This window comes from Alteromonas sp. BMJM2 (genome assembly GCF_027257845.1).
GTDB lineage: Bacteria > Pseudomonadota > Gammaproteobacteria > Enterobacterales > Alteromonadaceae > Alteromonas.
In genome coordinates, this window is sequence record NZ_JAPVOT010000008.1 from 1 (window position 1) to 26,553 (window position 26,553).

Consider the following 26,553-nt stretch of genomic DNA (forward strand, 5'->3'; position numbering starts at 1 on the left):
AGTCCGCAAGGCGGGGTGATAAGCCCCCTCATAGCGAACATCTATCTGGATGCGTTCGATGAGGAAATGAAACAACGTGGGCACCGCATAGTGCGCTATGCTGATGACATCCTTATCTTGTGTTGCAGTCGAGCAGCGGCAGAGAATGCCAAAGCGCAAGCTACACAAATCTTAGAAGAAAAGCTAAAGCTAAGCGTAAATACGGAGAAAACACACATCACACACAGTGATGATGGTGTGAAGTTCCTCGGCGTTGAAATCGGGACGAAATATACCCGTATACAGCCCAAGAAACTCACCGCGTTTAAGGCGAAGCTCAAGCAGATGACGAAACGCAATGGCGGAATACCGCTGCAATCGGTCATCAAGGCATTAAACCCACTGTTAAGAGGGTTTAGTCACTACTTCAAGATAGCCAATGCGAGCAGGGTATTTAAGCAAATAGCGAGCTGGCTAAGACGTCGCTTACGCAGTATCCAACTTAAGTTATGGAAGAAGGCGAGCCGCCTCCATCGCTGGCTACGCCAGCATGGCTATAAAGGTCAGTTCGCTCACATCAACATGACGAGTTGGTGCAGTGCACGCAGCCCCTTAGCAAGCTATGCGATGCCAAACAGTTGGTTCGATGAACTCGGGCTAATGAACGTGGAGAATGTTGCAACGGGATATGTGTTTAGCAACTACGCTAAATGATTATGTGCATGAGCCGTATACGAGGCCCGTATGTACGGTTCTGTGAGAGGGATGAGGCGGTGACGCCTCACCCTACTCGATATTTGCGGCTTTTATCACATTCTTTATTGTTTCTTTTTTGAAACGAGGAAATGTTAAATGAAGACAATTGAGGTGCATTTGGTCAATGCGTTTACCGCTTTTGATGAGGGCGGAAACCCTGCGGGGGTGGTGTTAAATGCAGATAGCTTGTGTATTGAAGAAAAACTTAAGGTAGCTCAGGCCGTGGGCTATTCTGAAACTGCCTTTGTATCTAAAGACGAATACGCCGACGTAGCACTGTCATTTTTCACCGTTACTGGCGAAGTTGATTTTTGCGGCCATGCCACTCTCGCCGCATTTTCACTGATGTTTAAAAAAGGAATATTACCAGCAGGGGACTATACACAGCGCACGAAGGCAGGAATGCTGGGGGTGAGCATCACGGGCGAAGGTAATGTGGTTATGGGGCAAAAGTCGCCAGAATTCACCCAACGCCTTACTTATGAAGAGGTATCTGAACTCATTGGAATTGCACCTGATATTTTGGCATCTACTCATCTTCCCATTGAAGTTGTGTCTACCGGGCTGCCGGATATTATTGTGGCGTTGCCAACAGGTTATTTAAGTAAAATTAGCCTAAACAAAGATAAAACCACTGAGTTTTGCCGACAGCATAATGCAGTAGGGATACACGCCTTCGAGCTAAGTGAATCCTCGTCTAACCTCACCGCGAGTTGTCGAAACTTCGCCCCTCTGCTTGGGATCGCAGAAGAGTCGGCTACGGGAAGTGCCAGTGGTGCCTTGGCCTGCTATTTAGCTAAGTATTGTATTGGAGATATTGGTATCAAGAAGAATGGTTCTACAGCAAGCAGCAGTGAAAATTGCAGCAAACACCGGCGTACGCTCACTAAGAAGAATTCAACTTTCAACTTCGTCTTTGAGCAGGGGCGGGCAATGGGATGTGTTTCACGTATTTTGGCTACTGTTGCCATTAAAGACAGCAAAAACACGCAATGGGAAGTATCAGTGGCAGGCTTAGCCAGCACTATTGGCAAAAAAGCTATCGTGCTCAGATCCCCGAGTATCTAAAGCTCTCTTGCTCTTGTTCCGCTTAAGGTAAAAGCGTAGAGGGGTGTAGGAAGCAGAACGTGTTCAGATACTCAATGTGCCCAGGTGATATCGTAGAGGCGTGTGTATTAAAAGCCCTAGTCTTGGGCTAGTTTTACCCGTATTTTATTATTTGCCAACGTAGTGTGATGAAGACTTTTCAGGGCATTGTTAGCCTCGTCAGCATCAGCCATTTCAACAAAGGCAAAACCTTTTGATTGGCCGGTCTCTTTGTCAAGTACAAGGCTGCAGTCATTTACAGTGCCGTGGGCTGAAAAAAGAGTAAGAATTTCTTGTTCTGTGGTCGTTCTCGCAAGATTGCGAACTAGAAGTTTCATAGGATCGTCGCTTTAAAAAATGAATCTTTATTGTCTCAGGTATAAACAAGCAAACCAAGCAAAGAATACATTTATTCATCACGCCCTAGTTGTTGTGAAATCCTTTGCTCGGTGACATTCATTTAACAATGAATGTCAGGTCTGAGTTTTTACATCTAAAATTCAACCCTCAATACGTAATAAAAGGAAAAGAAGAATGATTACGCACAAACGATATATACCGTTGGTATTGATTGCACTAGTGAGCGGGGGGCTCTATAAAAATGCCTTTGGCCAAACCAACAGCGACGAAAAGCTGTTATCTGAAAAGGTCTATGCAACGGAGCCGAATGCTATCAATATGATCCCCTCTTCTGAGGAAGTAGAAGGATACATTGCGTATTTCAATTCGCCATCTCCATGGCTTAAAATACGAAGAAAGCGCATTAGCACGCTATTGCCCGGCGCAATGGCTGCAGCAGACTTGAACCACTGGTTAATTATATGTCGTGAGAATAACAACGACCCCCTAGCTAAACATGTAGGTTGTGAAAATGCAGGTGGCACGGCGGTGGTTCTCTTTAGTAAAGATAATGAATCCGACGAAGTGACTTCACGAATATTTTCTCCATTGAGTGAGTCAACGGCGCTAAAAGAATTAGGTACGTTTGACTTTGTAATCGACGTAGATAAATCACAAAGCGCGATAGAGGCGGCATCATCGTTTCTCACTCAGCAGAATACGAAAGGCCAAATTGGGATCAATAGTTTTACCGTTAATCCACTTGCTGATGGACTAAGCCATTCACAATATATTGCCCTAACCGACGCTTTTACAGGTACTGATATATCATTTAAAAGCGCTGAAGACGCCATTTACTATTGGCTTGCCAGAAAGTTACCGGAAGAAGTAGAGATAATGGCGAAAGCCGCCGCTATCACCTCAAGATGGGAATATGAAGCTTATCAAACTGTCATTCCGGGAAAGACCACTGACTTAGACATTGCGCAATTCTTAAAGCGTAAAATGTCGTACGCGGGAGTAGGCGATGGTTGGGCTCCTAGCCAGAATCCAGCGGTTAATTCCGGTCCAGACAGAGGGCATTCGCACCCTACTGACCGAGTGATTCAGCGAGGGGATGTCATTCAAATAGATTTCGGTATACGCGTTTTTAAGCAGTGGGTGACTGACATTCAACGTTTTGCCTATGTGTTGCAAGAGGGTGAAGCACAACCACCGGAGCAACTTCAGTATGCTTGGATAAGTGCAGTCCATGGTCGCAATGCAGCATTTAACGCCATGATCCCAGGCGCTACGGGCAATGCCGTTCACAAAGCGCAGCAAAACGTTATGCAGCAATCAGGCTCTCTACCTGTTATGTGGAGCACAGGTCACCCAGTGGGTTATGTGGCGCACGATGTCGGACCCAATTTGGGAGTGAGACCCGCATCCGATAAACTACTGGACAGACAAATGACCTTTGCTTTTGATGGTTTTTTTAGTTGGTATTATTCTGAACATAATGACGATTCATCAACCGTTTTACATGAGGGAAAAAGACAGACAACTAAGACTATTTCAGTAGAAGATATGGTGGTTATAAAAGAGGGTGGTGCTAGATTTCTAACACAACCGCAAACTTCTCTTATTCTAATAAATTAGGTGTATCTAGAGCGCGTGTTATCCATCAGATAGCACGCTATTACTCTGGCTGCTTAGATATTGTTTACAGGTAGGTATCGGGATGAATCTTATTAATCTTCCAGTCACCGTCTTCTTTAATAAGGTCTAAGCTGCGTAATTTCTCGATTTTATCATCGCCATACATACCGCTTAAAAAGACGGTAATGGTAGATTTCTCCGCAAACTCGGTTCTGCCTAAGCTGCCAGATGTTTGAGGTGTTACGGTTACTGTGTCGTATTTTAAATTGAGAAGATGTCGCTGAACGTTTCTATTGGTGTGGTAACGTTTAAGTATGCGAGTCATCTTTTCACTAGATAATGAAATGGCTTTATCTAGATTGTCATCTTCATACACGCTATTCAAAAAGGCAACGGCTGTGTATTCAGGTGTACTTTCATCAAGCATGCCATAGCGCCCAATTCCCTTTTCTTTCTCACCACATGCACTAAGCACTAGCAAAGCGGTTAGCCAGAACACGATATACAACTTATGAGCGTTCATTCTTTCATACTCCTGGGCGTTTTTCTTAACGGGCAGAGCGCGCTATTTTGCGCGTGTTTTAATCTTCCCACTATCTCTGTCTGCAAGAATACCAAAAATGTTGCTGCTAAACGAAATGCAAAGACAAAAAAAAGCGAGAAACTGGAATAAGTTTCTCGCTCTTGTTTTCAATGATAGAGACTGCTCTATCTTTCTTCATGCCGCATGTTTTTTATACTCAAACATGTTAATCGCTAAAATCCGTTGGCCTTAGCGATACTCTGCGTTGTTAAGTAGCAGAAGCTTTGTCTTTTATTGCACTTCTTCTTGCTCGTCGAAGGCACCGGCAAACATTGGGCTACTTAAGTAACGCTCAGTTGCGCTGGCTAAAAGCACAACAACAATCTTGTCTTTATTTTCTGGGCGTTCAGCAAAACGCTTTGCTGCTACCACCGCAGCACCAGAAGAAATACCCGCTAATATGCCTTCGTCGGTCATTAGCTTGCGCGCCATTTCCATACATTCTTCGTTAGAGACTTGCTCTACTTCGTCGATAAGATCTAGGTCAAGGTTGCCCGGGATGAATCCTGCACCAATACCCTGAATTTTATGTGGGCCTGGCGTTAACTCTTCACCCGCAAGTGCTTGGGTGATAACAGGAGAGTCAGTTGGTTCAACCGCAACGGATGTAATGGCTTTGCCTTTAGTGTTTTTAAGGTAACGACTTACACCAGTGATTGTACCGCCTGTACCTACGCCAGCGACGAAAGCATCAACTTTACCATCGGTGTCTTCCCAAATTTCAGGCCCGGTGGTTTTTTCATGGATAGCTGGGTTTGCCGGGTTGTCGAACTGCTGCAATAACACGTATTTGTCAGGATCTGAGTTAACAATTTCTTGTGCAGCGGCAACAGCCCCTTTCATACCTTTTGGCGCTTCGGTAAGCACTAGGTTTGCGCCTAATGCTTTAAGCAACTTGCGTCGCTCTAAACTCATGCTGCTTGGCATGGTTAGCGTTATCTTATAGCCTCGTGAAGCCGCAACAAACGCTAGGGCAATACCTGTATTACCACTTGTAGGCTCTACGATCTCTTTTCCTTTGGTCAGTACACCGCGTTCTTCCGCATCCCAAACCATGTTTGCACCAATACGGCACTTAACGCTGAAGCTTGGGTTACGAGACTCTATTTTTGCGTACACGTTACCAGAGGTAACGCGATTTAATTTCACTAATGGCGTACGGCCAATCGCAAGAGAATTGTCGTCAAATACGTTCATTTCTAATCCTTAACTCGTTCTTGATTCGCAAGCAAATCCCAACAGTCGTGATCGGTACGACCTTTTTAATAGTTAATAATTCATAGCCTGAATTTGGGGATTTCTTTATACCCCTATATCATTGGTCCCAAACGTAAAAATGCAAAGTGTTTTTTAGCTATATGTTATTGTTAAATTACATGAAGACGAAGAATTAAACGGAGTATAAGAAGAATGGCTTTTAGTGGCACGTCTAATTACATCGCAACCAAAGACTTACAGCTCGCGGTAAACGCAGCTATTACTCTAGAGCGCCCCTTATTAATCAAGGGCGAGCCAGGTACCGGTAAAACGATGCTTGCTGAAGAGCTCGCTGAAAGTTTAGGCACTGAGCTTATCCAATGGCATATCAAATCGACGACTAAAGCTCAGCAAGGACTGTACGAATACGATGCGGTTTCCCGTCTTCGTGATTCACAGCTTGGCGACGATCGTGTTCACGATATTAAAAACTATATTGTTAAAGGAAAGCTTTGGGAAGCGTTTACCGCTGAAAAACGCCCAGTATTGCTCATTGATGAGATAGACAAAGCCGATATCGAGTTTCCAAACGACTTATTGCTCGAACTCGATAAAATGGAATTCTATGTGTACGAGACCCAAGAGCGCGTTGTCGCCGCTCAGCGTCCCATCGTTATTATTACGTCCAATAATGAGAAAGAATTACCCGACGCTTTCTTGCGTCGCTGTTTCTTCCACTATATTCAATTTCCAACACCTGAAGATATGGAAGAGATTGTTAATGTTCACTTCCCTGATCTTAAGAAGAATTTGCTGAGCGAGGCATTAGGTGCATTTTTCAATTTACGCGATGTGCCAGGGCTTAAGAAAAAGCCATCCACCTCTGAGTTAATTGACTGGCTTAAATTGCTGGTAGCTGAGGATATTCCACCAGAGGCCCTGCACAACAAAGATGGGAAAGCATCTATCCCACCACTTTATGGTGCACTGCTGAAAAATGAGCAAGATATCCACCTGTTTGAAAAACTGGCCTTTATGGCGAGACGCTAATGCTTATTCAGTTTTTTTTCACGCTACGAAAATATCAGGTTAAAACAACCCTTCGCGAGTTGCTTGATTTACTCAGAGCAATGGAAAAGCACGTGGTGTATGCCGATATTGAAGCGTTTTACAGTTTGTCGCGCACCATCATGGTAAAAGATGAAACTCAGTACGATAAGTTCGACCGAGCTTTTGCTAATTATTTTGAAGGTGTCGAGTCAATTGACTTATTCGGTAAAGAGATCCCTGAGGAATGGTTACGCAAAGAGCTTGAAAAGAACCTAAGTGCTGAAGAGCGCGAGGCCCTCAGGCAAGCTGGTGGTCTTGATGAGCTCATGGAAACCCTTAAAAAACGTTTAGAAGAGCAAGAGAAGCGTCACCAAGGTGGCAACAAATGGGTAGGCACGGGCGGTACGTCACCCTTTGGCGCGTATGGCGATAACCCTGAGGGTGTTCGCATTGGTCAAAAGGGCAATCGCAAGTTCTCTGCAGCTAAGGTATGGGACAAACGGGAATTCAAAAATCTGTCGTCCGATGTAGAGCTCGGCACGCGAAACATTAAGGTTGCCCTTCGAAAGCTGCGCAAATTTGCCCGCACGGGTGCGAGTGAAGAACTTGATGTAAGAACGACCATTGGTGAAACCGCGAGAAAGGGTGGCATGCTGGATATTCATATGGCACCTGAGAGACACAATGCAGTTAAAGTGTTGATGTTTTTCGATGTGGGAGGCTCTATGGACCCTCATGTGAAAACCACTCAAGAGCTGTTTTCAGCGGTGCAGTCTGAATTTAAGTACTTGGAATACTTTTATTTTCATAACTGTGTGTATGAAGAAGTGTGGAAGGATAATTTGCGCCGTAATAAAGAACGGATCTCAATATGGGATATTATTCATCGATACGGCAAAGACTATAAAGTGATATTTGTAGGGGATGCCACTATGGGGCCTTATGAAATCACCTATCCTGGCGGCAGTGTAGAGCACTGGAATGAAGAGCCAGGCAGTGCATGGATGCAAAGGCTGTTAAATCACTTCAGTAACGCGGTGTGGCTAAATCCTCAGGCTGAAAATTATTGGCCTTATTACTCGTCTATCAAAATTATGCGTGAAATTATGGAAGACAAAATGTATGGGTTGACGCTAGAAGGTCTGACTGACGCCATAAAAGGACTGAGTCGTGCTCGATAATCAGCAGATAGTTAATTTCGTGTTGGCTCGCGCATAGAAAGCGGTGGGAAAAACAGGAATGAGCCCTTTTACTGTTAAAAGTGAAAGGGCTCATTGCTAGCTGATTGGTTAAATTTTCTGAACCTTTGCTATGAATTTGTCTGCTATTGAAGCGTTAATCGCTTGTCCGCTGTTTACGCTTTAAGCACGTTAGTTGAACGCTGAATATAAAGTAGCCTAGCTCCCAGTAATACTGCGGCGGCACTTAATCCAACAATAAACCCAATCCAAAACCCAGCCGCTGCCATTGGCTCGTTAGTCAGCCATGAGGTTCTTCCCAAAATAATGCCGGTAGGAAGACCGATAAGCCAATATGACACAAAGGTGATGATAAACATTGCCGTGGTGTCTTTATATCCTCGCAGCGCATTGGCCGATATTACCTGTACAGCGTCTGAGAGCTGGAAAAGCGCTGCATAGATAAGTAGGGCATTGGCAATGGCGTAAACCTCGCCGTCGCTTGTGTATAAGCTGATAATGAAACCTTTAGCCACGAGGGTGAAGGTGGCGGTACATGCAGAAGTAATAAATCCAATTAAAATGGCACTTCGCGCTGCTATTTTTGCCTGTCGAGGGTTCTTTTGTCCAATACGATAGCCAATGCGAATGGCCACGGCCATACCTATACTCATTGGAAACATAAACATCAGTGCAGAAAAATTAAGCGCGACTTGATGTGCTGCCACTACGGTAGCGCCAAACGGCGCAAGAAGTAGGGCAACGGCAGAGAACAGTGTCACTTCAAACAGGATTGTCATTGCAATAGGAAGGCCTAAAGCAAAGGTTCTTCTAATGGACGTTATGTTTGGACGATACCATTGATTAAACAGATCGTATTTTCTAAGAGCAGGTGAAAAACGTACGTAGATAAAGGTGGCAATTAGCATGGTGTAAATAACCAGCGAAGTAGCAACCCCGCAGCCAGCACCACCCATGGCAGGTAATGGGCCAACACCATAAATGAATAAATAATTGCCTACAATGTTTGCCATCAAGCCAATGACGGTAATGATCATGGTGGGCTTTGTTTTACCTAGTCCTTCGCAATAATTTCTCAGCCATTGATAGATAGCAAAGCCAGGCATGGCAAGAAATACATAGATAACGTAGTCTACGGTTATGCTGTGAAGCTCTGGTGCCATAGGAAAGAGTGACACGATACTCTCGGTAAAGGGAATAAACGCGGCGATCATTAAGCCAACAAATAACACCAAATAACCAGCTTGCTGACTGGCATCAGCAATACCCGCAATGTTTTTGTTGCCGTGTAGTCTTGATATTATAGGCGGTAAGGCAAGCGCAATACCCTGAATAAAGCAAAGAAGGGGGATGGTAATACTAAAGCCTAAAGCCACAGCAGCCATGTCAGTCGCGCTATAGCGTCCTGCCATTATAGTATCACTGACACCCATCAGCATTTGCGTAATTTGGGCAATGAGCAACGGCCACGCTAACTTTAGTACGTCTCTAGCTTCGATAATAAAGCGTTTTCTATTCACAGATGTTTATTCTCACGGTAAAAAATTCAGACTAAAATGTTTTTTAAAAGATCATGTCTAAACAGTATTGTTTGAAAGATGAAAAGCAATAGGCATAGCTCAATAGGCATAGCGCAACAGGCAAGGCTTTAGCGCATTAGGTAAATGGCATCACCGGCACCGTATCGCCAATAGCTAACGTGCTTATATCTTCATGGATGATCATAAAGCAATTAGCGGATGTGATCGATGTCATCACACCTGAGCTTTGTGTTTTAAACGGCGTGACCACTAAGCTCCCATTGTCGTCGTAACTCATAGTGGCTCGCTGGTAATCTCGACGCCCAGCACGACGCTTAATGTCTTTTGTAAGCACAGCCGTTACAGTGAGCGCAGTGTGACCGTCTTGACGCCCCTGCATTTTACTGATAATGGGAAGTACAAGCAGCTTCGCGGTCACAAAAGAGGAGACGGGATTGCCCGGCAGTCCACAAAATACAGTATTGTTAAGTTTACCAAGAGCAAAAGGCTTTCCTGGCTTAACAGCAATTTTCCAAAACTCGATGTGGCCCATGGCCTCTATGACATCTTTTACATAATCAGCATCGCCAACGGATACACCGCCACTGCTCACCATAATATCCACATGGTTGCCTATCGCCTTGCTAGTAGGGTCTGCGGCTTGATTAAATAAACAGGTCAGTGATGCTTTATCATCTTCAACGATGCCGAAATCAATCACTTCTACATTTTCGTCACTTAAGATGGCGCTGATACCAACACGATTCGACTCATAAATTTGCGTATTGCTGCGCAACTCGCCAGGGGCCGCTAGTTCATTGCCAGTGGCAACAACACCAACCCGTAGTTTTCGATAAACCACCACCTCGTTAAGACCTTGAGAGGAAAGTAACATAAGATGCTCTGCCCGTAGCTGAGTTCCTTTTTTAATAAGTACTTGCCCTTTGGTGATATCGTTGGCTTGAGGGCGGATATTTTGACCCGGTGTAGGGTCCTCATTAATGATCACGTTGCCGTTCGCATCACTGCCACAGTTCTCAATCATTATCACTGCATTTGCGCCATCTGGAATAGGCGCGCCAGTCATAATTTTGTAAGCATGACCAACGGCTAGGGGGGTAGAGGCCTTTTCTCCAGCTGTAATAATACCTTGAACGATAAGGGTTTGGCCTTGATTGTATGAGCCTGCGTTAATAGCAAACCCATCCATTGCAGAGTTATCCCAGGGCGGTACATCTAGCGTAGCGACAACATCTTGTGCTACTACACGACGATGTGCACTGAATAGGCTCACTATTTCAACGTCAGAAACCGCGTGCGTAGCTGCTAGCGCTTTTGCGAGCGCCTCTTCCAATGAAAGCCAGCTAGATGACATTTTGATAACTCCCTGAGTGATTAAACCGTGGTATGAAATTGATTACGTTTAGCTTAATGAAAAAAAGACCATCACCGAAAATGGATGAAGACACCATTAACGATGATAAAAATAAACGAGGAATACTACAGAAAAATACGCTATCCACCAAAGGTTAATGCGTTAGTATTCAACCTTTATGGATAGTTTTAGCTGATGGTATACCGGCAGACGTGCTAGTTAGAAACATGGTATAGGCTAATTACTCTAAAGGGCGGCCATATAAGATTACGGGTACAAAGCTGGGGATATAGGTGATGGGCGTAACGTTAGGCGTCTAGTGCTACGAAATAATAGAAGCAATGCCACTGAAGTCATCAAATACCCAATTGGGATTGTGCGCACGAATATCTTCGCCATAGTTATATCCGTAGGTAAGCCCAACACTTCGTATGCTTGCAGCATGTGCCGCTAAAATATCGTTTTTCGAATCGCCTACCATAACGCATTCATTCGCTTTGACGTTCAGGGTTTTACAAACATGGTTCAAAGGCAAGGGTGAAGGTTTCTTTTCCTTTAAAGAATCACCACCAATAAAGAGAGAGAAAAAAGATTCAACCTTGAACGCTTCCACAATGGGGGCGATAAACTTTTTGGGCTTATTAGTTACTAGCGCTAGCGTATAGCCTTTACGTGAAAGGGAACTGAGTGTGTCATACACATGAGGGTAGAGAGTAGAAGCGCGACACACGTTTAAATCGTAATGATATAAAAAACGCTGAAAGGTATGGTCGATTAACTCGTTGCTTATAGACTTAGACTGCTGCGTGTTAGCATCGGTATTGCCAGATAGTCCTCGCTCAACCAGCACTTTTGCACCATTACCTACCCAATTTCTAATTGTGGATTCACCGAACGTTGCCATACCCACATCGTTAAGTGCATTGTTTAATGCGCTCGCAAGATCGGGGACTGAATCAACAAGTGTACCGTCTAAATCAAATATAAAAGTGGTTATAGGCTGCATAAAATACGGGTCGTTACTGGTGGTTAATGTAAATTTTGAGGCTGTGACTTAATTTATTGCGGCGATTTGAATGTGCTGAAACCAACGCTCAGCACATCATGTATCACCTCTTGCCACACACTATTCAAAGTCTTGGTTACTGATCCACAGTGTCTGGTAGGGCTTTAATTGAATAAAGCCGCTTGAAAGACAAATTTCATCACGTGTTACCAAGTCTATCCAGTTGTCAGTGCCGATTAGATTGATATCTGATAGCAAAATGGTTTTTTCTTCATCGCAAATATTATTCACGCAGAAAATACTTTGCTTTCTATCAAGACTTTGCCGCCAATACCCAAATACTTCCTTACCCAACTGCAGTGTGAACTGAGTTGCATTGGGGTGAAATGCTGGTTGCGCCTTTCTTATACGGATAAGCTGAGACACCCGGGTTAACACTTTGTGGTGTTGAGAGAAGGGCGAATCAAGCAGAACCTCTAATTCATCGATATTCCAGCGGCGACGGTTAATACTTCTATTTTGTCCTGTGTTTGCCACTTTCTCATAGTCGTTGGATGTGCCCAGTAAGCTGTGAATATACAGCCCGGGAATACCTTCCATTCCTAGCATAATCGAGTGAGCACAGATAAAGCGGTCTACTTGGAATCGGTCTGGCCCTTTGGTGGTGCCTTGTAATGCGTCAAACAGGGTAATATTAATTTCATAAGGTTTTTGTTTACCGTGTTCAGACGCTCGCCAAGAAATCTTACCGCCAAAGTTCTGCATGGTATGAACCAGATCTGATATTTCTTCATCGTCGAGCAGCCCTTCAGCTGGACGTAATCCAATACCATCATGTGACGCAATGAAATTAAAATAGGCCGTACCGTTTTGCGCCGGAGGCATGCTCATCATCCAGCTCTTTAAATAGGTACAATCGCCAGTGACAAGGGTGTTAACCAGAAGCGGTGGTAGAGAGAAGTTATAAATGGCATGCGCTTCGTTTGCATTGCCAAAATACGTTAGGTTTTCTCTATTTGGAATGTTGGTTTCTGTGATAATAATGATAGAAGGATCGACATGCTCAATCAGTGTTCTCAATAAACGCACAACTTCGTGAGTTTGAAACAGATTAATGCTATTTGAGCCGACTATTTTCCACAAAAATGCCACCGCATCTAGCCGGAAAAGCTTGGTGCCTTTATCAATATACAGTTTGATAATGTCCACAAAGGCCAGCAGCACCTTTGGATTTCTAAAATCAAAATCGACCTGATCATGACTGAAGGTACACCACACGTGCTTAGTCCCTTCGGCGGTTTCAGTTTCTCTCAGCAATGGAGAGACACGAGGCCTGGTTACCATAGAAAGATCGTCTTGTGGGTCAGCGGTAAAGAAAAAATCTGAGCCTGGTCCTTCACTTTTTATAAAGTTATCAAACCAAACGCTTCTCGCCGAGCAATGATTTATAACCAAATCTGTCATCAGCCCATAGTCTTTCGCTATGGCCTCTATGTCTTCCCACGAGCCTAACGACTCATTAACGGTTGAATAGTCAATGACTGAAAAGCCATCGTCGGAACTATAGGGGAAGAATGGCAATATATGCACATTGTTGATCGTGTTTTTGCAATATTGATGTAAGAAGTTATTCAAGGTTACCAATGGTTTTTCATTCTCACGGATAACGCTATCACCATAGGTGATCATAATAATATCTTCTTCATCCCAATAGTTATGGTGAGATTGAGGCGAAGCAATGTCTTCGCTCGATGCTATGCCGATAGCGGCTAGCAGCTGCTCCGTTAGCGTTTCATAGGACACGTCTAACGAAACATCGGCATAGATAGTCTCTAAATGGTGCTTTACTTTGTCATAGAGAGGTTCCCATGCCATATTATTTCTCCATATATTCGGCGGTGTCTGCTTCAACCGCTTCAAGTAGGCGTTCTAAAATGTCAGGTACCGCACTAGTTACTCGGTTCCAACTTGGAATAAACGGCGTTTCCATCGGGTTTTCTAAGAAGTTTTGACCCGCTTTCATGATATTACTGGCAAACATTTCTACCGCTTTTTCTTCGCTGTGAATGTCTAGAGTTAATCCGTTCATTACCGCGTCGTTGTGGTAGGTTTCGATAAAGTCGAGTGCAATCCTAAAATACGTCGCCTTAATTGAGCGGAACATCTCATTGCTAAATGTATAGCCCTGAGTCGCTAACTTTCTGAAAATGGCTTTAGTGATGTCGATAGACATCTTTGATAAGCCGCCTTCATCATTATTTAACGATAAGTCTTGATGCTTATGATCATAAATATCGCAGATGTCTGCCTGGCATAGACGGTTATGAGAATAGTTGCGATGCATTTCAGACAATACACCAATTTCTAGTCCCCAGTCGCTCGGAATGCGAATGTCGTTTAACACATCACGTCTGAATGAAAACTCTCCCGCTAGTGGATAACGAAAGCTATCCATAAACTCAAGGTATTCATTGTCACCCATAATGCGTTTGAGCGCTCTCAGTAAGGGCGTTACCAGCAGACGAGACACTCTGCCGTTAATTTTACCGTTGGCAACTCGGGCGTAAAACCCTTTACAGAACTCGTAGTTAAAGTTGGGATTCGCAACAGGGTAAATTAGCTTGGCAAGTAAGTCTTTTTCATAGGTCACAATATCGCAGTCGTGAAGCGCCACAGATTCAGCGCGGTTTGAAGCCAGTATGTAACCCATGCAGTACCATACGTTTCTACCTTTACCCATTTCTTTTGGGGCTAAACCCTGCGCTTGTAACTCTTCGTCTAAGGCCTTTAGGCGCGGCCCATCGTTCCATAACACCCGGTGGTGCTGTGGTAATTTACCGAAAAATTTAAGGGCGTGTTTATATTGATCTTCGTTGGCTCTGTCTAATCCAATAACAACTTCGGCCAAATAGGGAACCGATGTGAGCTCACCAATAATATGAGGTAATGCATCACCTTCAAGCTCTGAAAATAAAGAGGGTAAAATCAACGCCATGGGGCGTTTTTTAGAAAATTGAAGAAGTTCAGCCTCTAAGTCTTCTGTGGGTCTGCGCGATAAATTATGTAATGTAGTAATAACACCGTTTTGATAAAAATCAGCCATATGTGCTCCTAATTATAGCGATAGCAATTGAGTAAGCATTTCGGCCCAACCTTCTGGACCGTAAAGGGTGCTGGTATATACCTCTTCTTTTTTTACTGTTGGCGGAGGATTTACCGGTGATAAAATTCGTATTGAGATATCTGCCGCTTCTAGCATGGCAATATCGTTATTTCCGTCCCCAAGGGCAACGGTTTGTACAGCAACACCATTTTGTCTTTGGTATTCTTTTGCCAGCCACGTTAGCGCTTGGCCTTTATCGCAGTTGCCGGAAACGTGGATAAACCGCCCACCTTCTAGAGGATACGCGCCTCTGTGTGATACTGCTTTGAGAAATTTTTGTTTATCGTCATCGCTGCCTTGCCACAAAATGGGCTCGCCAAACTGACGCTTAGCGGCAAGGGAGGCGGAGTATTCATCTAATCCTGTACTGTCTTGGATTTCTTCAATGGACATTTTGGAAAATTGTTTGTAGCTGCCTTCAAAGTCACCACTTATTTTTTCCAACAGCTTAATCCAGTGGTTTTTGCTCGATATAAACGCCTTACACCAATATCCGTCCACCCATACTGTGCCGGCTGGCTTTTGTTTAAAAAAACCGTGTGGAATAAAAATAGCAGCGCCATTTTCAATGATGAAAGGGCCCGTTAAATCTATTTTCTCTCTAAGAGGCTGGAGCTCTGCATAGGTCTTGCTGGTGGTTGGAATAACGGGGATCTGCTTTTTGTCCAATGCGGTTAAAGCCGGTTTCGCCGCCTCAAAAGAGTAAGTATGATGGTCTAACAACGTGCCATCCATATCGGTGAAAACAAGCGTTTTTGTCATTACTTCAAATCCTGTTGAGTGATATTTCTGTGTTCGTCTAAATAGAATACGGTATCGCATTGCTGAGGAAGCGTACTGAGTGCATGCTCAGTAAGGCGCTGATAGTGTTGAATAAAACGAGCAACCTCATCATCGTTCATTACGCCAGTCTTTTCGCCTGTAGACGTTTTAGCAAGCTTGTGCTCTTGTTCTAAACGCCAATGTAAGACGCTGTCGAAGGAGGGGGCCGCTAGCATCACACTATAATCTATCTTGTTAAAAAGTGTTTGATATTCATTAGCGAGTTCACTGTTTACAAAAGAGCGCCAGGTACACAGTGAATCCTCTTCGCTTTCTAGCTCATTAACAGGGAGTGTTAACGCTGAGGATTCTTGTGGCGAGACGCCCACGCACCAGCCCTCTAAAATGATGACATCAGGGACAGCGTCCATTACTGGCCACTGAGATGTTGGGAAGGGGTTATCCGTGGATTTGTCAAACCGTGGAAGCTGCGTTCGTTCGCCCTTTTCAAGCATAGAAAACGTGTTGAGAGCCAATGGTATGTTGTGGGTTCCCGGTACGCCGCGCGTCTTTAATAGCGGGTGTACCTTTATGGCAAGAGCGTTTCGATGGGCTTTATCCAGATAAAAATCATCAATGGAAAGTGAGACCACACGCATTGCGTAATCAGATGTTAAATAGGACTCTATAAAACTGGTGAGTGTAGATTTTCCAGAGCCTTGGCAACCATTAATACCCACAATGAATGGTTGCTTTGCACTTTTTTGGTGCTTTAGTAACTGTTCACAGAGTGGGATGAACCACATTTGTGCAGTGTCTGCGTAGCTACTTGGCAGATGGTGGGCTGTTAAAAAGCCATGTATATCCATGTTGTCACCCTAATCAATACAGAATTAGCACTCCAATACTGCTTAGGGTTACAACATTTATGCCAACAAAGCGATTAATTTCAAGATGAGCTCAATTACTTCTTGTTAGCGACGATAACGGCTCTTTGTGGTGCAGGGTAGCCTTCAATGGTGCGCGTAATATCTTCTGGGTTGAGAAAATCTTTCAACGACTGGGTCTCCATCCATTCTGTTGCACGCTGCTCATCAAGGGTAGTGTGGTTAATATCAACCACGCGTATATTTTCAAATCCGAGACGCTCTAACCACACCATCAGCGCCTTTGCGCTGGGAAGAAACCAAACATTACGCATTTGTGCGTAACGCTCGCCAGCCATTAGCACAGTGGTTTCATCACCATCAACAACAAGGGTTTCAAGCACCAATTCGCCACCCTTGCGCAACTGGTCTTTCAACTGGGTAAGAAACTGCATAGGATCTTTGCGATGATAGAGCACTCCCATTGAGAACACGGTGTCGAATGCCTTAAGCGGCTGCATGTCTTCAATGCCAAGGGGTAAAAAATGAATATTTCGTTGTCCAATAAAGTGCTTAATGGCTTGAAACTGAATTAAAAACAGCTGTGTGGGGTCGATACCATAGACACCGGAGGCGTCTTCGCCCAGCATTCTCCACATGTGATAGCCACTGCCACAGCCTACGTCTAGCACTTGTCTGTTTTTAAGCGGCGCAATATGAGGCACTACGCGATCCCATTTCCAATCTGAGCGCCACTCTGTATCGATATGAATGTCGTGCAGATAGAAAGGGCCTTTACGCCATGGCATAAATTGCTTCATTAACCCGCTAATTTGTTTTTGAGTATATTCGTTTATGTCAGCAGCAGCGCCTACGGTTACGCTGGTGCTTAATTCAATAGTGCTAGGCGCTGTTTGCGGCAACTTGGCGAGAAGTCGACACCATTTATCGAACTCACCATGCTTATTGTGTTGCTGCCATGTGTTGAGCTGTGAAGGAAGTGTTTGAAGCCACGCTGAAAGAGGGCTATCTAACAGAGATTTATAGCAGTCGTTAAACCAAGTCTGCGCTAATTTGCTCATTGTGTTCTCGTTGTGCTCTTAGTATATAAAGCGTCAATAACGCCATGTGTAGCTAAAAGAAATGATGGGTGCCGATAAAGTGATAAAAGTAACTCGAGGTGCTAAACCTATCGCTTAAGGGCAACAATAGAGGTGAAGTTGTAGCACTTAAACCACATCACTACCTCATCAAAGCCAGCATTGCTTAGCCTTTGCTCATGCTCTGCATACGTATCGGTCAACATGACCTTTTCTAGCGAGGCACGTTTTTGGCTGACTTCTAACTCGCTGTAGCCATTATTGCGCTTGAATTGATGATGTAAGTCGATTAAAAGTTCATTTCCAGCCACTGAAGGGTGGCGAATTTTTTCAGATAAAACCAGTATGCCCCCAGGGTTCAAGCCGTCAAAAATTCGTTTAAGCAGACTCCCCCTATCCGCAGGGGGAATAAATTGCAAAGTGAAATTCATTATCACCATAGAAGCGTTTTCTATTTGGATATCCTGCGCCATTCCTTGTTCAACCCTAATAGGGTTTGGCAGTGAAAAGGTTTGTACAATCCGCTTGCAGCGGTCAACCATTGCCTCAGAGCTATCAATACCGATAATCTCACACACTTTATTTTCTGTTGCTCTCGCCACCGATAAACTAGCAGCGCCAAGAGAGCAGCCCAAGTCATAAACACGGCTACCATTGGTCACCTTCATTGCAGCAAGTTCACCGATAGCGTGAATTATAGATTCATAGCCGGGCACCGAGCGTTGGATCATATCTGGAAACACATCAACCACTGACTCATCAAATTTAAAGTCGGTGACTTTGTTCAGCGGGGCGGCAAAAATGTTGTCGTGTTTCTTCACGTATTTCTCTTGGTTACGAATCTGGACATACAATTTTACCGTTTGAAACGGAAATGCCAAACCAAAACGTAAAATATATACTGAATTTACAGGTTTTTTACGGATTAGGGGTTTTAGTCACTAGTCTAAAGTATTAATCTATACTCATATTATAAAAAGGACGTAGTACGTTAATGACTAGAATCTTAATTGCAGACGATCATCCGTTGTTTCGAGAAGCATTGAGTGGTGCGCTTACCCCTTATTTCGAAAATGCTCAAATCGTCGAAGCGGAAAGTCTTGAGACTGCTCAAGACAGACTTAGCGAGTATGATGATATTGAGCTGGTACTGCTCGATTTGAATATGCCAGGTGGCGAGTATTTCAATGGCTTAATTACCTTGAGAGAGCAATACCCGAATATCCCGGTAGGTGTTATCTCTGGTAGCGACGGCGTCGAAGTTGTTGCTCAGGTAATGAGTCTGGGAGCCCAGGGGTTCATCCCTAAGGTATCTGCAACTCGAGAAATCGCTCAAGCTATTGTCGATATGATTGCGGGTAAAAAATGGCTTCCTAGTGGTATCGCAGAGCAGCTTGAGAAAGTGGATGATGAACTTAAAGTATTGCTACAAAGATTTAGAGAATTAACCCCAAAGCAAATCCAAGTACTCTCATACTTGCGTGCAGGTCTTATGAACAAGCAAATCGCGCATGAGATGAACGTAACAGAAGCTACTATTAAAGCGCACATCAGTGCAATACTTCGCAAGCTAGAAATTAATACACGCACCCAAGCAGTACTGTTAATGGATAAGCTTCAGCTTAGCTAATATAAGCGCTAACAAACGAGCTGAAAAGCGCGCGGCTAGTGTGTAAATTAAAATGAAAACAAAGCTAACTTAGCGTCAGCCCACTAGCGAAGCAATTTAAAAAAAACCGAACTTTACGTTCGGTTTTTTTATGCCTTTCACGTTTTGCCTAAAACTTTTTGTCTTAAGTAAGGACAGGCATTAAATCAAAGACACAAAAAGGCCGCTGTAGTAGCGGCCTTGTTCTTTCAACGAAATAGTTAAAGCAATAGACTATGCAGCCTTGCCACCTCGTTTCTTCGCGGCACTTGTCGAATTTATCTTAGCCACAAGTTCCTCGTGGTCAAAGTCGTCAACATTGATAGTGCGCAGCCTTCCTGCTTCCGTTTTGTGCAGTAACTCGGCCTCAGCTTTATCGATAATACCTTCAGCTAACGCTTCATCTGCTAAAACGTCTAAACGAGTAAATGGAAGTTTTGCTTTCTTGTGCTTACAAATGCGGTCAAACACTGGCTCGCTCAGCAATACATCATCAAGCGTTTGCTCAAGGTCGCCGAAAAGGCTACCGTCTTCACGGCTTAGATATTGACCATAACCTAGACGGCTACGTGCCGATGACGGCGTCTGAAGCATTTTAGCAATCGCATGTTCAGTTTTATCTGATGGCTTGCCAACACGACGTCCCACAGGAAGCACCATCACGCGTAACGCTACCGCAATAGCTCTGTTAGGGAAGTTAGCAAGGAAGTCTTCGATAGCCGTTTCTATATCGTGCAATGTGTTTTGCATTGCCCAATGTAGAAGAGGAAGGTCTTCTTTTAAACGACCGTCTTCATCGAAGCGCTTCAACGTTGTGCTACCCATGTAGATACCGCTTAGAATGTCGCCCAATCGAGCAGACAAACGTTCGCGACGTTTAAGATCGCCACCAAGTACACCCATCGACACATCGGTTAGTAGTGCTAAGTTTGCACTGTAACCTTGCATTAGCTTGTAATAGCGTGCTGTTTCGTCGGTAAACGGCGCACTGCTGAATGCTCCATTCGTTAGCGAGAACCAAATACTGCGAACAGTATTTGCTACCGCAAAACCAATGTGACCAAATACGGCTTTGTCGAAAGCAACAAGTGCGTCTTTCTTATCTTCAATTGCAGCAGCTTGTAGTTCTTTCAACACAAATGGATGACAGCGCATTGCGCCTTGGCCGAATATCATCATGTTGCGGGTAAGAATATTTGCGCCCTCAACCGTGATTGAAATGGGCACACCTTGGTACCCACGACCTAGGTAGTTATTGGGCCCAAGCATAACGCCTTTACCACCATGAACGTCCATGGAATCGTCCATGACTTGACGCATTTTTTCCGTCAAATGGTATTTACATATCGCTGAGATAACAGAAGGCTTCTCGCCAAGGTCTACACCTACCGTAGAAAAGCGGGTTACGCCGTCCATCAGGTAAGCATTACCGCCAATGCGAGCTAGCATCTCTTCAACACCTTCCATATGACCAACTGGCATACGGAACTGGCGACGAATTCGCGCATAGGCACCGGTAGCAAGAGACACTGACTTAGCACCACCTGCAGCAGAAGACGGTAGGGTAATACAACGACCAACGGACAAGCATTCCATTAGCATACGCCATCCGCGACCAGCCATTGAAGGCCCACCGATGATGTAGTCAATTGGTACGAAAATATCGTTGCCCTTTACAGGACCATTTTGAAATGGCGTATTAAGTGGGAAGTGACGACGACCAATTTCTAACCCCTTCGTATCGCGAGGAATAAGCGCACATGTAATGCCTGGATCGGCATTATCGCCAAGCAAACCGTCTGGATCTTTCAGTTTAAATGCAAGGCCGATGACCGTAGCAACTGGTGCAAGGGTGATATAACGCTTGCTGAACGTAAGGCGCATACCTAACACTTCTTCACCATTAAACTCGCCCTTACACACTATACCAACATCTGGGATAGCGCCTGCATCTGAGCCCGCCTCTGGACCCGTTAGCGCGAAACATGGAATTTCCTCACCCGCTGCAAGTCTCGGTAAATAGTGGTCTTGTTGCTCCTTAGTGCCATAGTGCTGTAGCAACTCACCTGGACCTAATGAATTGGGCACACCTACCGTACTTGAAAGGACAGCACTAACACCTGCCAGTTTCTGTAAAACGCGAGACTGAGCAAATGCTGAAAAATCTAAGCCGCCATATTCTTTCTTGATGATCATAGCGAAGAATTTATGATCTTTAAGGAACTGCCAAATTTCAGGAGGAAGATCGGCATCTTTATGGTTGATTTGCCATTCGTCCACCATTGAGCATACTTCTTCGCAGGGGCCATCTAAGAACGCCTGTTCTTCTGCGGTTAAACGGCCTTTAGGGATACGGTGTAGTTTTTCCCAATCTGGCTTGCCACTGAAAATATCGCCATCCCACCAGACCGTTCCGGCGTCAATGGCTTCTTGTTCAGTACTCGACATTTCAGGCATTACCTTGCGGTAGAACGCCAATAATTTTTTCGAAATGTGCTGTTGTCTAATATTCGACAGCGTGAAAGGGAGTGTGAGTGCTAAATACACTACCCAGCCTAGAAGACCTATGTCACCAAAAAAGGTGCCTAAAAGCATAACGCCTGCACCCATGGCAACTGCTGTTACCAAGCTGGTGCGCTGATAGCTAGCGACTGCTAGTGTTACAACGACCAGTAAAAACCATATAAAATCTGCCATACATCACTCCTGAAAGGCCTTGAACAATATGCTTGTCTGAAATTTTTAACGATGACGCTTAGCTTACTTGTGAACAGTTGACTAAACCTACGTTCTTTTAACCACTTTTTGAGGTCAGACCAGCATGCCCTAAACCTATTATTTAATAGCCGAAAGATCAAGATTTTTACATGAATAATCTTTCAATCACCGCGTAAATAATAGGAGGCTATGTTAAGTATAGCGGTTGCGAGAAAAATCAGATCAAAAGCCAGAGTGACATTAAAGTAATGATAGAGGGAATCTGTAGAAAAAGGCCGTAAGTAACGGCCTTATAAATAGGAAAGGGGGGCGTTAGAATGCCATTTACAAAGCCTAGTCGCTGTTAATGCGCACAACTATAGTGTTTCAAATGCCTTCAATTTGATATCGCCTTGTTCTTCGCCTTCTTTAAATTGTTGTAACCTAACTAGTGCATAATTTAAAGATGGGGCAAACCAAGCAAAGGTTTCACGTTTCTTAGAATCGCGAATAAGTTTTACTTTTACTGTTTTCAAATCCCCATAGGGTAAGCTCAACATTTCTTCATCTAAAACCTCAACACCGTATTGCCTATGTTGTCCACGATAATTAATGAAGTCGTAAGTCAATGACGTTTCGCCTTTAGCCAGTTGTTTAGCTAAATCTAGACGGTAAATTTGATTATCAAACTCGCCGTCCCACTCAAAGACATCGCCATTATCAACAGTAATCTTGCCGTTTCCCTGCTGGCTAAACACTACTTCTAAAGACTTATCTGGCCCAGTACCCGAGCGACTGTAGTAGTACTCTGAAGGCACGATATTATCATCTTGAATTAAAAATATAGAATGTTCGCTACGTTTATCTGAAAGGAAAAACTTTGACACTTTGGAAGTATAAATAAGCGAATATTTTTCTTCGCCTAATTGGGAGAGTTCAATGGAAGCTTGACCTACATCATCTCCCCACTTATATGCTGTGTAGGTAGCTTTGTAAGGCTCGATAGGCAGCGATGTATCAGCGAAGGTGTTCGCTGATACTGCACTCAATGAGATTGATAACGTTGCTAATACGTTTTTCGCCAGCGTATTACTCGCTCGCATAACCTGTTTCTGGAAGCTCTTGCTCATCTAAGATAGCCTTATTGTCTCGCATCGATAACCTGCCTGCACTAAACCAGTTCAAAACAAGAGGGTAAATGCGCCTTTCTTGCTCCTGAACACGCTCAGCTAAGTCGCTTGCAACATCATCTTCAAACACTGGCACTCTGCTTTGTATAATAACAGGACCACCGTCGAGCTCAGGTGTTACAAAGTGAACACTAACGCCATGTTCTGCGTCACCGTTATCGATAGCACGCTGATGTGTGTGTAAACCTTTGTACTTAGGCAACAACGATGGATGAATGTTCACTAATTTTCCAGCGAACGCATGAACAAATTCTGGCGTAAGTATTCGCATAAAACCTGCAAGTACCACACAGTCTGCACCGAAGGCCTCAATCTGCGCTCTTAATGCATTATCGTACGAGGCTCTGTCATCAAATTCGGTATGGTCAAGACAAATGGCATCAATACCAGCATCTGTTGCCCGCTCTAACCCATAGGCATTTGGGCGGTTACTGATAACGCCGCTCACCACGGCATTAAGTCGGCCGGCAGCAATTGCATCGATAATCGCCTGCAAGTTACTACCATTACCTGAAATGAGTACGCAGAGTTTTGTCACAGTGCTGCTCACCCGTTTATCTCTACTTGTTCACCGTCGCTATCTTTTGCTTCGATAGTACCAATAAGCCATGCATTCTCACCCTGACTGTTTAGTATTTCTAGTGAGCTCTCAACATCGCCTTCGTCAACAACAATCACTAAACCAACGCCGCAGTTAAAGGTGCGATACATTTCATGGCGGGTGACATTACCTTGAGTTTGTAACCAAGAAAAAATCTCTGGCCATTCCCAAGTGCTTTCGTCAATAACCACTTTTGCATCGTCAGGAAGGACGCGAGGAATATTTTCCCAAAAGCCGCCACCGGTAATATGGGAGATTGCACTCACTTTAATTTGCTCTAACAGGGTAAGCACAGACTTAACATAGATGCGTGTGGGCTCAAGAAGGTGATCGATAATAGGCTTGCCGTTTAACTCGGCATCAACGTCGGCTTCACTCACTTCTATAATTTTACGCACTAACGAGTACCCGTTAGAGTGGGGGCCTGATGAGCCCAAGGCTATCAACTTTTGCCCTGGCTTAACGGTTGTTCCGTCAATGACGTTTTCTGCTTCAACAACACCCACACAGAATCCAGCAATATCGTAGTCGCCGCCGTGATACATTCCAGGCATTTCGGCGGTTTCACCACCAATAAGTGCACAGCCTGCTAGTTCACAGCCTGCGCCAATACCAGTCACTACCGACGCTGCAACATCTATATCTAATTTGCCTGTCGCGTAATAATCAAGGAAGAACAGCGGCTCTGCGCCTTGAACAATGAGGTCGTTAACACACATGGCTACTAGGTCGATACCTACGCCATCATGGCGATTCGCGTCCATAGCCACGCGAAGCTTTGTACCTACGCCATCGGTTCCAGAAACAAGCAGTGGTTTTTTGTATTTAGTAGGTAACTCACATAACGCGCCAAAACCACCTAAATTACCTTTTACTTCAGGTCGGTGGGTTTTTTTAGTGACTGATTTGATGCGCTCTACAAGTTGATTTCCCGCGTCAATGTCTACGCCTGCGTCTTTGTAGCTTAAAGAGGTTTTATTTTCGCTCACGGTTGGGCCCTGGAACTAAGAGGTAGAAAACCGCGGATTCTACCAGTTAGTTGACACAAGTCCAATTTGTAGCGGTGATTTTATCGCCTTTTTTCAGATTATCCTCTTCACGCTCTAGCAGGCGATTAAAATATTTGTTGGTTTAAGGATGAAATAAAACCCAATATAAAAGAGAATGGACGTACCGCTGGCATGTTATCGCTATTTTTTTATGGATATTGGCATGTATTCAGTCATTAGTATCAACGCTTGTTTATAACACAACGTGTTAATACACACTTGAACATCAGGGCGTTGGCAGCAACGTTTTTTGAAAACGGAATTGTGAGCAGGGAATTGTGAGCAATAATTTGATAGCAAGCTGCTGATAGCAAACTGTTAAGACAAAAATACAGCAAAGATGGAGCATTAACATTGATAATGAGTAGGGCATTCTCACTCGCCGGAACAAATAATTTGATGAAACCGTACCATTCTTTATTACTAATGTGTGCAGTCGCTTTTACTCTCGTCTGCGCTTCGTTCGTTGCAAGCGCTACCCAGCGAATAGTGGTGAATGAAGCGAAGATCCTTGTCGAAGATCAAAGCTCTCGCGCTCAACAAAAAGCAGCCAAACAGGCATTGCGAGAGGTGTTTTTAAAGATGTCTGGGTCTACTGAATCCCTCAGCAACCCAGGCGTAAAAGCCGCACTATCTTCACCTCAGTCTTTGCTTCGGTCTTATCGCTATTCCTATGAAGGTAGCAAAACCTATTATGTTGCTGAATTTGATAGCACTAAAGTAGGTGAGATTCTACAGCGGGAAATGCTGCCACTGTGGGGAGATAGAAGACCTGAAACGTTAATATGGCTAGCGGTGCAAGATGAAAAAGAGAATAAGGTCATTATTGACGAGTCTGTAGATTTTCCAATCGCAGAGGCACTTAGAACCACGGCTCAAGAAAGAGGTCTACCGTTGAGCCTTCCTCTCATGGATTTAACTGATAATGTCAATATTACCACTTACGATGTGTGGGCTCGCTTCGTTGAGCCAGTTCGTGAGGCTTCTCGAAGATATAGCGTAGATAACATTATTGCCGCGCGTTTATACAAAAACGATTCCACATTTGTTCCAGATTTACCTAATGCTGAGTCTAAGAAGGATCCCAATGCCAGCGTTAGTGCAAACAGTCATGCCGACAGCATTTCCGGTAGCCATTTGGACAGTAGCGCTAGCTCACTGGAGAATAGTGGCGATATAAGTAATAGTCAGAGTGAGCAGGTTGATGAAATTCAAAACGGCGCTGCTCAGGGTGTCAATGTAACTAGTGAGGGAGAATTTAAACCAACGATTAAGCCCTTCTCGATGGACGAGTTTGAAGCACACGCCAAACGTTCAGAAGAAGGAGACTTCGGGCTTGATTGGGTTTTCATCAGCAAAGACAGCGTGAGCTACGGCAGTATCTATGCAGATTCTCCAACGTTACTTGGAAGCGCATTGATGGAGGCTTACGCGGACTACTTATCGTCGCAGTACGCCGTCGTTGGTATTGATAAAGCTAACCGTGAGGTGCTTGAAATATCGGTGGCAAATGTTGGAACCATTGAAAGTTATGCTGATGTATCTCGCTATCTTACTACACTGAGTGTGATTGAAAGTGCATCTCTTAAGGCTCAGCGAGGTACAGTCGCAACGTTTTCCATTACGCTTATTGGTACGACAGAAGACCTTATGAATACGGTTGGCCTCGAAGCAAAACTCAGACCTGTAACTGATGCCTACGGCCAGCCTGTAGAAGGTTTCAGTTTCTATTGGAATAATTAATTA

General features: G+C 44.2%; 23 protein-coding genes. 7 read left to right on the top strand and 16 right to left on the bottom strand.

What is annotated here, in order from left to right; all coding sequences use genetic code 11:
* Both O9X84_RS10255 and O9X84_RS10260 read left to right on the top strand, forming a co-directional pair.
* On the top strand, nt 1–693 hold a 693-nt coding region (locus O9X84_RS10255), incomplete at its 5' end, for a group II intron maturase-specific domain-containing protein (protein ID WP_269519658.1).
* Between the two features lie 138 nt (nt 694–831).
* On the top strand, nt 832–1,803 hold the full coding sequence (locus tag O9X84_RS10260) for a PhzF family phenazine biosynthesis protein (RefSeq protein WP_269519659.1): 972 nt from the start codon (nt 832–834) through the stop codon (nt 1,801–1,803).
* A gap of 116 nt (nt 1,804–1,919) precedes the next feature.
* Here O9X84_RS10260 and O9X84_RS10265 read toward each other — a convergent pair whose 3' ends face one another.
* On the bottom strand, nt 1,920–2,159 hold the full coding sequence (locus tag O9X84_RS10265) for an RNA recognition motif domain-containing protein (RefSeq protein ID WP_269519661.1): 240 nt from the start codon (nt 2,157–2,159) through the stop codon (nt 1,920–1,922).
* 196 nt (nt 2,160–2,355) lie between these two features.
* Between O9X84_RS10265 and O9X84_RS10270 the strand changes: the two genes are divergently transcribed.
* Nucleotides 2,356–3,801 (top strand): M24 family metallopeptidase, encoded by a 1,446-nt coding sequence (locus tag O9X84_RS10270; protein WP_269519662.1) that lies wholly within the window; start codon nt 2,356–2,358, stop codon nt 3,799–3,801.
* A gap of 64 nt (nt 3,802–3,865) precedes the next feature.
* On the opposite strand, the gene O9X84_RS10275 is transcribed toward O9X84_RS10270, so the two are convergent.
* Nucleotides 3,866–4,324 carry a hypothetical protein gene (locus tag O9X84_RS10275; protein ID WP_269519663.1) on the bottom strand — a complete coding sequence of 153 codons (459 nt, stop codon included), beginning with the start codon at nt 4,322–4,324 and terminating at the stop codon, nt 3,866–3,868.
* Between the two features lie 291 nt (nt 4,325–4,615).
* Nucleotides 4,616–5,581, bottom strand: a complete 966-nt coding sequence (gene cysK / locus O9X84_RS10280; RefSeq protein WP_269519664.1) for a cysteine synthase A — start codon at nt 5,579–5,581, stop codon at nt 4,616–4,618.
* A 213-nt stretch (nt 5,582–5,794) separates the two neighbouring features.
* On the opposite strand from cysK, the gene O9X84_RS10285 reads away from it, so the two are divergent.
* Together O9X84_RS10285 and O9X84_RS10290 are read left to right on the top strand one after the other, a co-directional pair.
* Entirely contained in the window at nt 5,795–6,631 is an 837-nt protein-coding gene (locus tag O9X84_RS10285) for an AAA family ATPase (protein ID WP_032096473.1), read from the top strand.
* Nucleotides 6,631–7,812: a vWA domain-containing protein gene (locus O9X84_RS10290; protein ID WP_269519665.1), complete on the top strand. Its 1,182-nt coding sequence runs from the start codon at nt 6,631–6,633 to the stop codon at nt 7,810–7,812. The genes O9X84_RS10285 and O9X84_RS10290 overlap by 1 nt, the downstream gene beginning before the upstream one ends.
* 173 nt (nt 7,813–7,985) lie before the next feature.
* Here the strand turns inward: O9X84_RS10290 and O9X84_RS10295 are convergent, their stop codons facing one another.
* The 9 genes from O9X84_RS10295 to cmoA all read right to left on the bottom strand — a co-directional run bounded on the left by O9X84_RS10295 (nt 7,986) and on the right by cmoA (nt 18,443).
* Nucleotides 7,986–9,350, bottom strand: a complete 1,365-nt coding sequence (locus tag O9X84_RS10295) for an MATE family efflux transporter (RefSeq protein ID WP_269519666.1) — start codon at nt 9,348–9,350, stop codon at nt 7,986–7,988.
* Nucleotides 9,351–9,486: 136 nt separating this feature from the next.
* Nucleotides 9,487–10,725: a molybdopterin molybdotransferase MoeA gene (gene moeA, locus O9X84_RS10300; protein ID WP_269519667.1), complete on the bottom strand. Its 1,239-nt coding sequence runs from the start codon at nt 10,723–10,725 to the stop codon at nt 9,487–9,489.
* 322 nt (nt 10,726–11,047) lie between these two features.
* On the bottom strand, nt 11,048–11,731 hold the full coding sequence (locus tag O9X84_RS10305) for a phosphoglycolate phosphatase (protein WP_269519668.1): 684 nt from the start codon (nt 11,729–11,731) through the stop codon (nt 11,048–11,050).
* A gap of 120 nt (nt 11,732–11,851) precedes the next feature.
* Nucleotides 11,852–13,606 carry a sugar phosphorylase gene (locus tag O9X84_RS10310; RefSeq protein ID WP_269519669.1) on the bottom strand — a complete coding sequence of 585 codons (1,755 nt, stop codon included), beginning with the start codon at nt 13,604–13,606 and terminating at the stop codon, nt 11,852–11,854.
* A gap of 1 nt (nt 13,607) precedes the next feature.
* Nucleotides 13,608–14,834 carry a glycosyl transferase gene (locus tag O9X84_RS10315; RefSeq protein ID WP_269519670.1) on the bottom strand — a complete coding sequence of 409 codons (1,227 nt, stop codon included), beginning with the start codon at nt 14,832–14,834 and terminating at the stop codon, nt 13,608–13,610.
* Between the two features lie 12 nt (nt 14,835–14,846).
* Entirely contained in the window at nt 14,847–15,656 is an 810-nt protein-coding gene (locus O9X84_RS10320) for an HAD-IIB family hydrolase (protein WP_269519671.1), read from the bottom strand.
* Complete coding sequence (locus O9X84_RS10325) at nt 15,656–16,525, bottom strand: kinase (protein ID WP_269519672.1); 870 nt, start codon at nt 16,523–16,525, stop codon at nt 15,656–15,658. The genes O9X84_RS10320 and O9X84_RS10325 overlap by 1 nt, the downstream gene beginning before the upstream one ends.
* A gap of 95 nt (nt 16,526–16,620) precedes the next feature.
* The gene (gene cmoB / locus O9X84_RS10330; RefSeq protein ID WP_269519673.1) at nt 16,621–17,604 is read right to left on the bottom strand and encodes a tRNA 5-methoxyuridine(34)/uridine 5-oxyacetic acid(34) synthase CmoB; all 984 of its coding nucleotides are present in this window, start codon (nt 17,602–17,604) and stop codon (nt 16,621–16,623) included.
* A gap of 107 nt (nt 17,605–17,711) precedes the next feature.
* A complete protein-coding gene (gene cmoA / locus O9X84_RS10335; RefSeq protein ID WP_269519674.1) occupies nt 17,712–18,443 on the bottom strand; it encodes a carboxy-S-adenosyl-L-methionine synthase CmoA in 732 nt (243 codons plus the stop codon).
* Between the two features lie 173 nt (nt 18,444–18,616).
* On the opposite strand from cmoA, the gene O9X84_RS10340 reads away from it, so the two are divergent.
* Entirely contained in the window at nt 18,617–19,252 is a 636-nt protein-coding gene (locus O9X84_RS10340) for a response regulator transcription factor (protein WP_269519675.1), read from the top strand.
* A gap of 252 nt (nt 19,253–19,504) precedes the next feature.
* Here the strand turns inward: O9X84_RS10340 and fadE are convergent, their stop codons facing one another.
* The 4 genes from fadE to purM form a co-directional block, all read right to left on the bottom strand.
* Nucleotides 19,505–21,967 carry an acyl-CoA dehydrogenase FadE gene (fadE, locus tag O9X84_RS10345; RefSeq protein WP_269519676.1) on the bottom strand — a complete coding sequence of 821 codons (2,463 nt, stop codon included), beginning with the start codon at nt 21,965–21,967 and terminating at the stop codon, nt 19,505–19,507.
* Nucleotides 21,968–22,344: 377 nt separating this feature from the next.
* Nucleotides 22,345–23,097: a DUF3108 domain-containing protein gene (locus O9X84_RS10350; RefSeq protein WP_269519677.1), complete on the bottom strand. Its 753-nt coding sequence runs from the start codon at nt 23,095–23,097 to the stop codon at nt 22,345–22,347.
* On the bottom strand, nt 23,057–23,707 hold the full coding sequence (purN, locus tag O9X84_RS10355) for a phosphoribosylglycinamide formyltransferase (RefSeq protein ID WP_269519678.1): 651 nt from the start codon (nt 23,705–23,707) through the stop codon (nt 23,057–23,059). Before purN ends, O9X84_RS10350 begins: the two co-directional genes overlap by 41 nt.
* Nucleotides 23,704–24,747, bottom strand: coding sequence for a phosphoribosylformylglycinamidine cyclo-ligase (gene purM, locus O9X84_RS10360; RefSeq protein ID WP_032096458.1), 1,044 nt, complete (start codon nt 24,745–24,747; stop codon nt 23,704–23,706). Before purM ends, purN begins: the two co-directional genes overlap by 4 nt.
* Nucleotides 24,748–25,206: 459 nt before the next feature.
* Here purM and O9X84_RS10365 point away from each other — a divergent pair, with 459 nt between their 5' ends.
* Nucleotides 25,207–26,550, top strand: a complete 1,344-nt coding sequence (locus O9X84_RS10365) for a DUF2066 domain-containing protein (RefSeq protein ID WP_269519679.1) — start codon at nt 25,207–25,209, stop codon at nt 26,548–26,550.
* Nucleotides 26,551–26,553: the final 3 nt, after the last annotated feature.